This window comes from Streptococcus pseudopneumoniae, assembly GCF_038148935.1.
GTDB lineage: Bacteria > Bacillota > Bacilli > Lactobacillales > Streptococcaceae > Streptococcus > Streptococcus pseudopneumoniae_U.
The window spans coordinates 19,023-32,702 of sequence record NZ_JBBJZX010000014.1 but is presented as its reverse complement, the minus strand read 5'-3'; the positions used below and the strand labels follow the sequence as shown (position 1 = coordinate 32,702).

Genomic DNA, 13,680 nt, shown 5'->3' with positions numbered 1-13,680 from the left:
ATACAAATTGAATAGAAGGAACACGATTTTCAGGCAAGTTTATTCCCATCTCTTTTTGCATATTTGTTTCCAACCACTCTTCGTACACAAAGTTCTCTGTATCCCAAAATCCTCCATCATGGGCTGATTGGCTCTTTTCAAACTCTGCCATCATCTCTAAAACTGTTTCTTTATCTGCTAATCTTGGTCTGCGTAGTTCCATCCTTACCTCCCACTATGAGAAAAGCGAGAGCTGACTCTCACTTTTATTTTTTCTTGTTCTTGTTTAAAAATTGTTCTTTGAGGTTGAGCAAGCGTTCTTTCTTACCAGCTCCACCTTTAGAGTGTTTCTCGTGATAACGGGTCACTTGTGCGCGACCCTTATCGTCTAATTGATATTTTCCCATTTCATTTCTTTCTAATTTGTTACTTGATGCCCAGCTATTTTAATCGTTGAGCCATTCATATGTTTGACACGCGCTGCGATTTCCTTGTGACGGCCGTTGACCATCGGTCTCGCTTGAGGATTGCCTAAATAGCCACAAGTCCGTTTAACAACGTCTACTGTTTTAGGGTCGCTATTTCCACAGTTTGGACAAGCAAATCCTCTCTCAGTTGGTTCAAAATCCCCTTCAAAGTCACACTTGTAGCAACGGTCAATTGGTGTATTAGTCCCTAGATAGCCGACACGGTCATAGGCATAGTCCCAGACAGCTTCCAAGGCCTTTGGATTTTGCTGAAGGACTGGATACTCACAATAATGGATGAAACCACCTGACGCACCTGCTTCTGGATAGACTTTCTCAAAGTCCAATTTTTCAAACGGTGTTGGATTTTTACGAACATCGTAGTGGAAAGAATTGGTGTAGTATTCCTTGTCCGTAATATCAGGAATAGAGCCGAACTTTTCTGTATCTAGTCGGCAGAAACGGTCTGTCAAACTTTCAGACGGTGTTGAGTAGATAGAGAAATGGTAGCCATATTGGTCTGACCACTCTTCTACACGGCGTTTCATATCGCGAATGATGTCTAGCGTGAATTCCTTAGCATCTGGATTACTTTCCCAACTGTTACCAAAGAAAACAGTCGCTACTTCATACAAGCCGATATAGCCCAGCGAAACGGTCGCACGACGATTCTTAAAGAGCTGGTCAACACTTTCTTCTTTACCTAGACGATGGCCAAAAGCGCCGTACTGATAGAGGATAGGAGCATTGGCTGGTGTCGCCTCTTTAGTGCGTTCGACACGATAAACAAGAGCATCTTCAGCGATGTTCATACGTTCGTTGAAGATTTCCCAGAACTTATTCATGTCGCCCTCAGACTCGAGAGCAATACGAGGCAAGTTAACCGTCACAACACCCAGATTCATGCGACCTGAATTGACTTCTACACCATTTTCATCCTTCCATCCTTGAAGGAACGAACGGCAACCCATAGGAACTTTGAAAGAACCTGTCAACTCAACAATCTTATCATAGGACAAAACATCTGGGTACATCCGTTTGGTTGCGCACTCTAGGGCCAACTGCTTGATGTCGTAGTTGGGAGTCCCTTCTTCCAAGTTAAGACCTCTTTTAAGCGTAAAGATGAGTTTAGGGAAGATAGCTGTGCGGTGTTCTGAACCAAGTCCCTTGATTCGGATGTTTAAGATAGCTTTTTGAATTTCCCGCTCAAAACGACTGGTTCCCAGACCAAAACCTAGTGAAGTAAAAGGTGTTTGTCCATTTGAAGTGAAGAGGGTGTTGATTTCATACTCGAGAGATTGCATGGCATCATAGATGTCCTTTTGCGTTTTCTTCCAAGCGTAATCTTCCCGTTTTTCAGGCAAGACCCATTCTTCTGCATCTTTGAGATGTTTTTGATAGTTCTTCTCTGCATAAGGCGCCAAAACTTCATCGATACGGTCAGCTGAGCAGCCACCGTACTGGCTAGAAGCAACGTTGGCGATGATTTGGGAAATCTGAGCTGTCGCAGTCTGGATAGACTTGGGACTTTCTACCTCTGCATTTCCAATCTTAAAACCATTTTCCAACATACCTTTAAAATCAATCAAACAGCAGTTGGTCATAGGTGTATAGGGGCTGTAGTCCAAATCGTGATAGTGGATATCCCCCTTTTGGTGGGCATTGGCTACGTGCTTAGGAAGCATTTGCAGTCCAATTGACTTTCCAACAATCCCTGCTGTCAAATCACGTTGGGTGTTGAAGACATCGCTGTCTTTATTGGCATTTTCGTTAACAACCGCCTGGTCTTTGTTGAGAAGTTTATGGATACTAAAGTTGATATCTGTCGCTTTCGAGCGTTCAAAATCCCTCTGTGTCCGATAGGTAATATACTCCTCAGCAAGCGCATATTCTTTGGCTTCAAGCAATTCATGTTCTACGATATTTTGAATTTCGTAAATCTTAACCCCCTGTGGAAAGCGACTATGAATTTCTGTGACAATTCGCTCAGTCAGAGCATTGAGGCGTTTTTCAACCAAGGGTGTCACATCCATAACCTTGTCTGCCGCCTTGTGGAGAGCTTTGTCAATCTTATCCACATCAAATACAACACGTCTCCCATCTCGTTTCTCGACGAAGAGAGTTGGCAAAATTGTAATTTTTTCTTCTAGTGCAATCATATGCATGCTCTTTTCTAAAATATTCTTTCTAAAAAGTATTATACCACTCTAAAAAGAAAAATCAATATCTTGTGTTAAAAATCCTAAAATTTTTAAAAATACACAAGATATTGATTTTGTTATTTGATTTTATAGACTTTAAACTCTGAGTAATCAGTCTTTACTTGTTGGTAATTTTCTTTTAAGAGTGTTTCCACTTCAGACCACACTGGCACCTTATCATTCACCACAATCACCTTAGGTTGTTTTTCTTTCAAGTCATTAAGTAACTTATTCCGATTTTCCTCAGTTGCTGTATAGTGCATCGGAGACAAAATCGCCGATGGCGACAAGCGCTCACTCTTACGATAAAGAGTCGCAGTATCATCCCATGCATAGATATCATCTTCCGTACTTGTCTCCTCTTTCACCAAATCAGCAAGATGATTACGTTCTTGATAAGGTACCGGATAAAGGACAAACTTCATCAAAAAAGGAACAGACAAAAGATAGACAAGCCCTAAAACTGGCAGATATAGATTTCCTTTGAAAAAACGACTCCATAGACTAACTGGCGTTTCTCTTCGTCTTCGTCTAACACTACGCCCCCTCTGTTGACTCTTAATATTGGTTACCAATAAAAGTAAGAAAACAGGGAAGACGACCATCAAATAAGAAGCGTGCAGAGGCTCTTGTGAAAAGAAAAGTAAAATCAAACCTAAAATTGTCACAAGACTTGCAGGCACTGAGATGACATATAGTTTAGAGGGTTTGGATTGAAAGAGACCTAAAAAGATACAAACCACAAATCCCAAACCAAGGGACAACAAGCCATAAAAAGCCATATTCTCTAAAATTTTAGAAGTAAAATCAAAGCGAATACTGTCAATGGGATAGCGAATACCACTAATGGCATCCCCAAAACTTCCTGTTGCAACACTATAGTAGGCAGTTGGATAAAAGACAAGTGAAAAACCTAAAGCCACTGCAAGAAACTGATAAAACCCATGTGCAAAGCGTCTATGCCCAAGGTTAAAGACCAACAAGCCTAAACTCACTACAGCAATAAACAAGAGCGATGACAAGGGAGCAAAGAAAAATCCGCCTGCCAAAGCCAGCCCAATCCGTACAAATCCCTTATCATGGCTTGGCTTGCTTAGGTAAGCAGCAACTAAACTAAAGGCCGCGAATAAGAAAGGAAGCGCTAAAAGAGTCGCATAGCCTCCACCAAAAGCAAGACCTGTAACCAGCATGTAAAAAATAGTCACCACTTGTCCAGCTTGGTCTCCTTGCTCTGTCAAGGTGTCTGCCGATCGAAAGAGGAAAAATCCTCCTGCTACCAAGGCTAACCACTCAAAAATGGCAAAGAAAAATCCGCCCTGAGTCACGTAAGTCAGCAAATAATAAAGCAAACCTTGACTTCCATAATAGTCGCTGTAAATCTTCCCTGTCTGATGAAGCGCCCAACCTGCATAAAAATCCTGCACTTCCTGTGCACTCATTAAGTCGAGTAATAGCGGTACTCCTAGAGTTATTCCTGTTACAAGCGTACTCCATAGTAAAATTTTTACCAAAGGAAGACGACTTGATTCACGATGATGCAATTCTTGTTTGATTTGGTATTCTAGAGGTTCATGATTCTCCTGATGAACTTCTTCTACTCTACCATACACACTCATATCGTTTCTCCTATTCAATTTATCTGTCTTAGTATATCAAAAAGTCCTAGGATTGTCAGCTTGCGATGGCTGTTTGAGTGATTTTTTGCATAGTTTCACAAAGATTTCAATTTCCCGAAAGCGGTGTAAATGTGTCTGTTTAAATGTCAGGATATAGTTTATTTCTTTCTGAGTCAGCATCGTCCCTCCCCTATATCTTTCTATTCGTAAAAAGCAAGAAAAAGAGGACTCGGTCATTTCCTAAATCCTAGATTTCTTATAAGATTGGGGCGAATAACTGGGCAATTTCTTTTACAAGTTTTTGATACCAGCTCGTTTTGATAGAATGAGGATAGACTTCCTGAGAATCTGCAAATATATTTTGAAAATCTCGGGCTATTTCCATTATAGAAGGAGTTTTATAGAGTAAGACTGCATTTTCATAATGGTGCACCAAGCTTCGGTAGTCGAGATTGATTGTCCCCACCACCGCAAAATCTTCGTCTACCAACATCTGCTTACTATGAATAAAACCTGGACTATACTCATAAATCCGAACTCCAGCAGAAAGAAGGTCTGGATAAGCCCCTCTTGTGACTAACTGAATGAACTTCTTATCTGGTATGTAAGGGGTGACAATCCGAACATCGACCCCTCTCATAGCAGCATTTTTGATACTCTCTGTTAAGTCATAGTCAATAATCAAATAGGGCGTTGTAATATAGACTGAATCAGTGGCCTGATTAATCAAACTTTGATAGACTTTTTTCCCTACCTGGGTACGGAAGATGGGCTTGGGTCCACTCCCGTATGGAATGGTTAAACCGTCACTTGGGATAGAATGATTTTCTAAATGATATTGATCAAAATCACTAATCTCTCCTCGATTAATGTACCAAGTGGTCAAAAATAAGCGTGTCAGGGCTTTTACTGCTAGTCCGTCCAAGCGAATTCCACTATCCTTCCAATAACCAAATCTCTCGACGTGGTTAATGTACTCATCTGCCAGATTGACCCCACCAGTATAGGCTATCTGACCATCAACAATCAATATTTTTCTATGATCTCTGTTATTATAGGCCACTGTCAAACGAGGAATAACTTTATTGAATTTATGGGCCTCGATGCCCAGCTGACGAAGTCGATGTGCATAATCTCCTGTTAAAGTAGCCATACAGCCAATATCATCATAGAGCAGTTTAACTTCAATGCCTTGAGCGACCTTTTGCTCCAAGATTTCTAGAATACGATTCCACATCAAACCTTCTTCTATAATGTAATATTCCAAGAAGATAAATTTCTCAGCCTTTTTGAGATCTTCTACCATCTTTTTCCACATAGCTTCTCCGTTAGGAAAAAATGTAGAGGCAGTTTGATCATAGATATCGGCATTGGTATCCATACTCAATAAGGACTTGATGACGCCATATGCCGCCTTATCACTTTCTTTTAATTCCTCTTTTAGTAACTGGCTATTTGCTTCTTGGAAATGCATGGAGCCTAGCTTCTTCAGTTGTTTGATTTCTTTTTTGGACAATCGCCTTTCACCAAACATCAGATAGAGCAAGGGGCCAAATACTGGCACAAAGGCTACTAATAACCAGGTTACCTTATTCTCAGGAGTCGTATTACGGTTGACTATCGAAATGATTGTGATGATACTCAGTAGAATGAGGACAGTAATCCATAAAATGGGAGCCATGCGTCCTAAATAAAGAAAGAGACCAAAAACCAGACAAAGTTCAAGTAGCATAATCGAAAGACTAAAGCCATACTTGGACATCAATAATTGAAATTTTCTATATTTCATATCCTCTCCTTGATATTTTGATACTCAATGAAAATCAAAGAGCAAACTAGGAAGCTAGCCATAGGTTACTCAAAGCACTGATTTGAGGTTGCAGATGGAAGCTGACGTGGTTCGAAGAGATTTTCGAAGAGTATGAATGCTAAAAACAGATAATTGATACTAGTATAACGCAGGTATTCACTAAAAGGCAAGTACTTATTATCATTTTTCTAAGTGAAAGCAAAAAGGCTGAAAAATCCAGCCCTTTCTACTTGCATAGTCTTATTTAGTTAAAACGATTTGGTCCGATGGATCTCTATCCATATCGTCTACGACGATTTGATTACCGTTTACAGTGTAAATTTTGACATCATCCCCAATAATCATGCGTTGATTTGCTGCATCAAATGTGACCTGTTTGACTTTCTGATCCCCGTCAGATTCGAGCTCAGTCCATGTACCAGTCGTTCCAGTTACCACTAAAGTGATACGGTCTCCTTCGTCCTGACCAGTATAAGTTCCATCAATATCGGTCGGTTGAGCAACAGGTTGATTTTGTACTGGAGCTGCTTGATTTTGGTTACCTCCTACATTTGCAGTATTGGTATTCTGTTGAGCAGGTTGTTGAGCAGGCTGTTGGACCTGCTGCTGAGCCACAGGCTGTTGAACTGGTTGTGTTCTTTGGGAACAAGCAACTAGCAAAGATACACTCGCTAAAGAAACAATAGAAAGTGCTGCTGTTTTGAATGTCATAATAAATGTCCTTTCTCTTGCCATGCTAGAAAAATAGATTTTCCTTAGCCAGCAATTCGTCTAGTATAACAAAGACAAAAGAAGAGGTCAATTTATCTGCTCACGTTCCAGCAGGTAGCCCCGTACTTCTGAGATAAAATAGAGAGACCCTGTAATGAATAACAAGTCCTGCGTATCTGCTCTTTCTTCAAAACTGCTGATAAATTCTCGGTAAGAAGAAACTATATCGTAACCTGTCACATCCCTTTCGTCCAAAGCCCCCTGATAGTCAAAGCCGGTCACCTTGAGTGCCACCTGAGGTAAATTTTCAGTCAGATAACCCAACATCCCTTGATAATCCTTACGTTTCAAGGCTCCAAAGAGGATTTGAGGTCGATAACCTTCCTGCTCTTTTTCTTTGATAAACTCAACCAAGCGAGTCAAGGCAGGGAGGTTATGAGCACCGTCCAAGTAAATTTGAGAACGAATACGCTCCAAACGTCCAGCCCAATGGGTCTTCTCCAAAGCCCGTCTTACAGCCTGCTCATCAACAGCTTCCTTTCCTTCCCTCATAAAAAGAAGAAAAGTTTGCAACGCCAAGGCTGCATTTTCCTGCTGATAAGCTCCTTCTAAACCTATTTTCAACTGTGAAAGGTTAGCCAAAGAGCTTGAAAAATCGCCATTCAACATTGAAAAATCTTGACCTGTCTGATAAAGATCAACAGCTAAAGATTCGGCTTTTTTTTGACAGACAAGCCTAGCTTCTGAAGACAATTTCGCAATCACTGCCTTTTTACCAGCCTTGAAAATACCAGCTTTCTGCTCTGCAATTGCCTCTAGACTATCGCCCAAGGTCTCCTGATGGTCAAGCCCTATGGAGGTAATGACCGAAATCTCTCCAGTTACCACATTGGTCGTGTCAAGCAAGCCACCAATTCCCACTTCTAGTAAAACCAAATCCACCTCTTGCTCCTTAAAGTAGAGGAAAGCAATCAAGGTCAGCAATTCAAAAAAGGACAACTGGTCATGGGTTTGCACAAGCGTCTTTTCCATCTCCTTGACCTGCTCAGCTAAACGGATAAAGTCTGCGTCTGCTATAGGTTGTCCATTAATGCAGATTCGGTCATTGATAGAGACGATATGAGGGGAGGTAAAGGTAGCAACTTTTTTGCCATGCCCCATAAATAGCTCCCTCATGAAAGCAATAGTAGAACCTTTCCCATTAGTCCCTGTTACATGGATAATAGGATAAGACTTCTCGGGATTTCCTAACAAATCCACCGCTTGCTGCATTCGGCCCAAACCTGATCGAAAATTCAAACCAATCCGACTATGAAGCCATTCTTCTACTTCAAACATATACCTCTCCTCGATAAAAGTATAATCAATTACCTAGCAAAATTCCATAGATAACAAAAAAACGAGGCCAGGATTTTCGTCCCAACCTCTTACCTGGTTAGCTAATAACTAGCTCCTATGAATGTTAATCTGGGGTAAAACGTCCCCCAGACTTACCTGTTCTCTCTTATTTAAAAGAACTGGGCTAAAAACATCCCCCGGACGTTCCAACTCTTCTAATTTCTAGGAGTTGGGGTGATACAGTCCCCCCAGACTTACCTGTTCTCTCTTATTTAAAGGAACTGGGGTAAAAATATCCACTGAACTGCCTGCGTTTCTAATTTCTAGCGCAGGGCTAAACACGTCCACTGGACTTACTGACGGTTTTTATTTTTAGCATCAGGCTAAAAACATCCCCCGGACTTACTTACGGTCTTTATTTTTAGCGTAAGGGTAAAAATGTTCACTGAACATTTTTACTCCTCCATAAAGCTGTTGAAGACTTCTTCAATCATGTTCCATTCGTCTTCTGAGTCTTCTGGGATTGGTTGCAATTCGCCTTCTGTTCCATCTTCGTTTTCGATGAATGAGTAAGCTTGGATTTCAACTTGTCCGTCTTCGTCTTCTTCTGCGTTAACTGGTACTAGGAGAACATAGTTTTTACCAAATTCTTCTTTTCCATCAATCGTCAAAAGGATTTCAAACAAGGTTTCATTTCCTTGCTCATCTACTAGTGTGATTAGTTCACGTTCTTCGTGGTCGTGGTTATGATCGTGTGACATAGCCTCTCCTTTATATTAAAATTTTCTATCTAAATAATTTTGTAAAATCAGCTGAGCTGCTAACTTATCAATGACTTTCTTACGCTTGTTACGGCTGATATCTGCTTGTTCAATCAACATACGCTCAGCAGCCACTGTTGTCAAGCGTTCATCTTGATAGTCTACTGGTAAACCAAAAATCTCTTCTAGCTTTGCTCCGTATGCTTGACTAGCTTCCACGCGCGGTCCGCTTGTATTGTTCATGTTTTTAGGCAAGCCCACTACAAATCGTTCCACCTTGTAAGCATCAACCAACTCCTTAACGCGGTCAAAACCAAATTGGCCTTGTTCCTCATTGATTTGGATAATTTCAAGCCCTTGAGCTGTAAAACCGAGCGGATCGCTAATCGCCACCCCTACCGTTTTGGAACCGACGTCCAATCCCATAATTCTCATAGGTTATAGATCGACTCCTTGTCCTTTAAGGTAGTAGCGAACCAATTCCTCAACGATTTCATCACGCTCATACTTACGGATTTGATTTCGTGCATTATTATAACGAGGAACGTAGGCAGGGTCTCCACTCAATACGTAACCTACGATTTGGTTAATTGGGTTGTAGCCCTTATCGTTCAACGAAGCATAGACATCAGTCAAAGTTTCGCTAATTTCTTTTTTATTGGAATCGTCCAATTTAAAACGTACTGTTTCTTCAGTAAATCCCATTCTAACACCCTCTTTCCTTAGAATAGTACCATTATAGCATAATTCCTTACGTTCTACAATTCAGGCAGTCTATTTATTTGGATTTTCTATTGTTCTGTCGCACCATTTGCCAATCTGTCTGAAATATATTTGCTTGGTTCATTTTTCAAAAGATTTTCTAAACCAATGTTCTTCAAATATTCTAACTGAGAAGCCTTCTTGACATCCAGAACTTGAAAATCAAAACTAGTCGTTGTTTGAAGTTCCGTTGCGCTCAATAGTTTGGTTTCAAGCTTAAAGCCTGCCAATTTACGAGCTTCTATGATGGACTCATCCTTCTCCTCAGCCTCAAGGAGAGCTTTTTGAGTTTCTTCCACACCATGTTGGTCAATATAGGTCTTCAACTCATCTGAGACTGGACGCTTTTGTTGAATGGTTAGATTCAAAAAAGTCTTATCCTTGTATGTAATGGTTTGGGTTTGCTGGCTACCATCATCTGACTTGGGCAAGACCAAAGTCTTGGTGACAACTGTATTCTTCTCGGCATTTTCAATAACTGGCAACGCCGACTGAAGCGTATCCTTTTCTGTTTTTGTAGCTGGTCCAGTTTCTTTTTTCTGTCCACAACCAACCAGGACAAAAAGGAAAGCTAGACTAACAAGAACTATTTTTTTCATTTCTTTCTTCTTTCTTTTTGAAATTAAAATAAGACTGGGAGTTGCTCCCAGTCTTGATGTTTATAGAGCTGCACGCAAACGTGCTTCTGCATTTTCTACATTACGGACAGAGCGTGGTAGGAAGGCACGAATATCGTCTTCCTTGTAGCCAACTTGTAGGCGTTTTTCATCCACAAGAATTGGGCTCTTTAAAATTCTCGGTGTTTCCATAATCAGATTGAGGACTTCATTGACGCTCAAATCTTCAATATCCACTCCAAGGGCTTTGGCATAGCGATTTTTAGATGAGACGATGCTGGCTATTCCGTTATCTGTTTTGGTTAGAATATCCAGTAATTCTTCTCTCGTAATTCCTTCTTTACCAAGATTTTGTTCTTTATAACTTAACTGGTGGGCATTGAGCCAGGTTTTTGCTTTTTTACAGCTAGTACAACTTGAGACTGTATAAATTTTAATCATGTACCTACCCCTTTCGCTACATGTTACTATCAGTTTAGTCTATTATACCATAAAAAACATCCGACTTGCGACCTATTTTTAAATTTTTTTGACTTTTTTCGTTATTTTCGTACTTTTTTCTTGACAAAATGAAATTTACAGCCATTCTTGATATTTCTTGATATAGATTTTTTTCACAATTGTCACACTAATCATATACAAAATAATGATGAAAAGTAAAAAGATGAAATAAATCGGTTTTAAAGGAGTTAGATGAAGTAGGATTGCGAGTGGACTGTAGGGAAGGAAGGTCACAAAGGCTGCAGCCAATAAGGTTGTCACAAGGACTAGCCAAGCTGGACGACTTTGTAAAAAGGGAATTTTAGCTGAACGCAGCATATGGATAACCATGGTCTGTGACCACATGGACTCGATAAACCAACCTGTCTGAAACAAGACAATAAATCCTACGGCAGACTCTGCCCCATGAACATAAGCTTGACCTGTCGTCATGGGTACAATGATAAAATAGAGCAAAATAAAGGTCAAAATATCAAAGGCAGAAGAGATAGGCCCCATCCAAATCATGAAACGTGTGATGGACTTAGCTTCCCAGGTATGCGGATTTCTCAAAAAATCTTTATCCACCTTGTCAAAAGGCAAGGCAATACAAGACAAATCATAGACTAGATTTAGGATAATCAAATGGACTGGTGCCATTGGTAAAAATGGCAAAAAGATGCCAGAGACCAATAGGGATAAGATATTCCCAAAATTAGAACTCACTGTCATTTTGATATATTTAGTCATATTGGCATAGACCTTACGACCTTCAACAAGTCCTTTTTCAAGCACCATTAGATCCTTATCAAGTAGGATAACATCAGCTGTTTCTTTGGCAATATCTACTGCTGTATCAACAGAAATCCCCACATCTGCAACTTTCATAGAAGGAGCATCATTGATCCCATCTCCCATATAGCCGACAGCATGACCGTTAGCCTTAAATTGCAAAATAATCCTTGCTTTTTGGTCAGGAGAAAGTTTGGCAAAGACTGTTACCTCCTCTACGGCTTGAGCCAATTCTTGATCACTCATCTGGTCAATTTCAGACCCTAACAGCATCTGATTAATATCTAATCCAACCTTTTCACAAACTGCTTGGGTAACTTTTTCATTGTCTCCCGTCAGAATCTTTGTTTGAACCCCATGTTCTAACAGTGCCTTAATTGCTGGTGCTGCAGATGGTTTAGGAGGATCTAGGAAAGCTAAATAACCAGTTAGAATCATATCCCCTTCATCATCAACTGTATAAGCATGATCTTCCCTCAAACCTGACTTATAGGCCACTCCCAAGACACGCAAACCTTGTTGATTGAGTTGTCGGACTTCCGCTAATATTTCTTCTCTAATAACATCTGTCAAGGGAGTAATCACTCCTTGGTATTCCGCATAACTGGAAATCGTCAACATTTCCTCTAGAGCACCCTTGGTTACCAAACTAACCACTTCGTGTTCATCCTTAACGATAACACTCATCCGTCTACGTTCAAAATCAAAGGGGAGCTCATCTATTTTTTGAAAAGTTTGAGCCAGATTTTGCAAGAGGGTATGTTCTTTGGCTTCCTTTTCAGTCCGTTTGATGATGGCTCTGTCCATCAAATTTTTCAAGCCCGTTTGAAAATAAGAATTGAGATAAGCTCGTCTCAAGACGGTCAAATCCAAGCGTCCGTGGATGTCCAAGGGATATTCAAGGACAATTTCGTCTTGGGTTAGAGTCCCTGTCTTATCTGTACACAAAATATCAATCGCCCCTAAGTCCTGTATGGCATTGAGTTTCTTGATAACCACTTTTTCCTTGGCCATAATGATGGAGCCTTTTGCTAGACTGGCCGTGATAATCATAGGAAGCATCTCAGGTGTCAATCCAACACCAACACTCAAAGCAAATACGCCAGCTTCTAACCAATCTCCATCTGTTAAACCATTGGACAAGAAAACGATGGGCACCATGACCAACATCAAACGAATCAAGAGCCACGAAATACTATTCATCTCCCGCTCAAACGAAGTAGGCTCGTCATAGGTGTTCAAAGTCTGCTCAATGGCTCCCATCATGGTATCATCACCAACTGCTAAAACCACGGCCTTGGCACTACCAGACAAGACATTGGTTCCCATAAAGGCGAGCGCTTCTGCTTCTAGCAGACTATCAGATTGTTGAACTGTTGCCTTGGTCAAGGCCAATTTTTCAACCGATTCACTTTCACCTGTCAAGCCCGACTGTTGTACAAAGAAATCGCGCGACTCAAATAAAAGAAGATCTGCTGGAATCATGTCTCCAGCGCTTAATTTAACCACGTCACCCACTACCAAATCATCGATAGGTACTTCTTGGATTTCTCCTTGACGAATGACAGTCGCTGTGTTGACAATCATTTTTGATAGATTGGTCGCAGCCTTATCACTACGGAGTTCCTGGACAAAGCGTATACCACCAGAAATGAGGACTAGGACAACGATGATAATGGAAGTTGTCGGATCTTCTTGACCTGGTTTTGCCAACCAGACATTGGTCACCAAGGAAATCACGGCGATGACCAGCAAGATGATTGTAAAAGGATTGATAATGGATTCGTAAATCTTTTTGAGGATACTGTCTTCTTGACCCTTTGTGATGGTATTTTCGCCATATAGGTCACGATTTTTCTCCACCTGCTCCTCAGTCAAGCCTGTTAGACTTGTCTTATAAAAAGATAGAGTTTCGTTTAAAGATGTATGAATAGCTGTTGCTAATCTTTCTTTTGTAGTTTTCATTGGTTTCTCCTATCTGTATGAATGATGTGTTTCATACACAGAGACCAATCACTTTATAAGGGCAGAACGACACAAATCAGCGATTGGCTGTGTATGTGCGGTTCCGGATGATCGTCAATTTGCATCGTTTATCTCCTTTCTTTGATTTAAACAGTAGAAAATCCCACCATAAAATGGCAGG

General features: G+C 40.6%; 12 protein-coding genes and 1 pseudogene. All 13 read right to left on the bottom strand.

Annotated features, from left to right (window positions below):
- Positions 1-202 (bottom strand): annotated as a pseudogene (locus WKI42_RS02895) (GNAT family N-acetyltransferase); the annotation flags it as partial.
- Between the two features lie 43 nt (positions 203-245).
- The gene (locus WKI42_RS02890) at positions 246-386 is read right to left on the bottom strand and encodes a hypothetical protein (protein ID WP_000521615.1); all 141 of its coding nucleotides are present in this window, start codon (positions 384-386) and stop codon (positions 246-248) included.
- A gap of 11 nt (positions 387-397) precedes the next feature.
- Entirely contained in the window at positions 398-2,605 is a 2,208-nt protein-coding gene (gene nrdD, locus WKI42_RS02885; RefSeq protein ID WP_218764705.1) for an anaerobic ribonucleoside-triphosphate reductase, read from the bottom strand.
- A 119-nt stretch (positions 2,606-2,724) separates the two neighbouring features.
- Positions 2,725-4,263, bottom strand: a complete 1,539-nt coding sequence (locus WKI42_RS02880) for a damage-inducible protein CinA (protein ID WP_368081136.1) — start codon at positions 4,261-4,263, stop codon at positions 2,725-2,727.
- A gap of 256 nt (positions 4,264-4,519) precedes the next feature.
- Positions 4,520-6,052 carry a cardiolipin synthase gene (cls, locus tag WKI42_RS02875; RefSeq protein WP_368081135.1) on the bottom strand — a complete coding sequence of 511 codons (1,533 nt, stop codon included), beginning with the start codon at positions 6,050-6,052 and terminating at the stop codon, positions 4,520-4,522.
- A gap of 261 nt (positions 6,053-6,313) precedes the next feature.
- Complete coding sequence (locus tag WKI42_RS02870) at positions 6,314-6,784, bottom strand: SP_0198 family lipoprotein (protein WP_239499804.1); 471 nt, start codon at positions 6,782-6,784, stop codon at positions 6,314-6,316.
- Positions 6,785-6,871: 87 nt separating this feature from the next.
- Positions 6,872-8,122 carry a folylpolyglutamate synthase/dihydrofolate synthase family protein gene (locus tag WKI42_RS02865; protein WP_368081134.1) on the bottom strand — a complete coding sequence of 417 codons (1,251 nt, stop codon included), beginning with the start codon at positions 8,120-8,122 and terminating at the stop codon, positions 6,872-6,874.
- A 455-nt stretch (positions 8,123-8,577) separates the two neighbouring features.
- On the bottom strand, positions 8,578-8,883 hold the full coding sequence (locus tag WKI42_RS02860; protein ID WP_000017620.1) for a DUF1292 domain-containing protein: 306 nt from the start codon (positions 8,881-8,883) through the stop codon (positions 8,578-8,580).
- 15 nt (positions 8,884-8,898) lie between these two features.
- The gene (ruvX, locus tag WKI42_RS02855) at positions 8,899-9,318 is read right to left on the bottom strand and encodes a Holliday junction resolvase RuvX (RefSeq protein WP_368081133.1); all 420 of its coding nucleotides are present in this window, start codon (positions 9,316-9,318) and stop codon (positions 8,899-8,901) included.
- A 3-nt stretch (positions 9,319-9,321) separates the two neighbouring features.
- Positions 9,322-9,588 carry an IreB family regulatory phosphoprotein gene (locus tag WKI42_RS02850; protein WP_000507059.1) on the bottom strand — a complete coding sequence of 89 codons (267 nt, stop codon included), beginning with the start codon at positions 9,586-9,588 and terminating at the stop codon, positions 9,322-9,324.
- An 86-nt stretch (positions 9,589-9,674) separates the two neighbouring features.
- The gene (locus tag WKI42_RS02845; RefSeq protein WP_000725132.1) at positions 9,675-10,244 is read right to left on the bottom strand and encodes an SP0191 family lipoprotein; all 570 of its coding nucleotides are present in this window, start codon (positions 10,242-10,244) and stop codon (positions 9,675-9,677) included.
- Positions 10,245-10,304: 60 nt separating this feature from the next.
- A complete protein-coding gene (gene spx / locus WKI42_RS02840; RefSeq protein WP_000591165.1) occupies positions 10,305-10,703 on the bottom strand; it encodes a transcriptional regulator Spx in 399 nt (132 codons plus the stop codon).
- 135 nt (positions 10,704-10,838) lie between these two features.
- Positions 10,839-13,499 carry a magnesium-translocating P-type ATPase gene (mgtA, locus tag WKI42_RS02835; RefSeq protein ID WP_368081132.1) on the bottom strand — a complete coding sequence of 887 codons (2,661 nt, stop codon included), beginning with the start codon at positions 13,497-13,499 and terminating at the stop codon, positions 10,839-10,841.
- Positions 13,500-13,680: the final 181 nt, after the last annotated feature.

Coding starts and splice junctions, on each gene's coding strand:
- WKI42_RS02890 (WP_000521615.1), bottom strand. CDS start 386: ATGGGAAAATATCAATTAGACGATAAGGGTCGCGCACAAGTGACCCGT.
- nrdD (WP_218764705.1), bottom strand. CDS start 2,605: ATGATTGCACTAGAAGAAAAAATTACAATTTTGCCAACTCTCTTCGTC.
- WKI42_RS02880 (WP_368081136.1), bottom strand. CDS start 4,263: ATGAGTGTGTATGGTAGAGTAGAAGAAGTTCATCAGGAGAATCATGAA.
- cls (WP_368081135.1), bottom strand. CDS start 6,052: ATGAAATATAGAAAATTTCAATTATTGATGTCCAAGTATGGCTTTAGT.
- WKI42_RS02870 (WP_239499804.1), bottom strand. CDS start 6,784: ATGACATTCAAAACAGCAGCACTTTCTATTGTTTCTTTAGCGAGTGTA.
- WKI42_RS02865 (WP_368081134.1), bottom strand. CDS start 8,122: ATGTTTGAAGTAGAAGAATGGCTTCATAGTCGGATTGGTTTGAATTTT.
- WKI42_RS02860 (WP_000017620.1), bottom strand. CDS start 8,883: ATGTCACACGATCATAACCACGACCACGAAGAACGTGAACTAATCACA.
- ruvX (WP_368081133.1), bottom strand. CDS start 9,318: ATGAGAATTATGGGATTGGACGTCGGTTCCAAAACGGTAGGGGTGGCG.
- WKI42_RS02850 (WP_000507059.1), bottom strand. CDS start 9,588: ATGGGATTTACTGAAGAAACAGTACGTTTTAAATTGGACGATTCCAAT.
- WKI42_RS02845 (WP_000725132.1), bottom strand. CDS start 10,244: ATGAAAAAAATAGTTCTTGTTAGTCTAGCTTTCCTTTTTGTCCTGGTT.
- spx (WP_000591165.1), bottom strand. CDS start 10,703: ATGATTAAAATTTATACAGTCTCAAGTTGTACTAGCTGTAAAAAAGCA.
- mgtA (WP_368081132.1), bottom strand. CDS start 13,499: ATGAAAACTACAAAAGAAAGATTAGCAACAGCTATTCATACATCTTTA.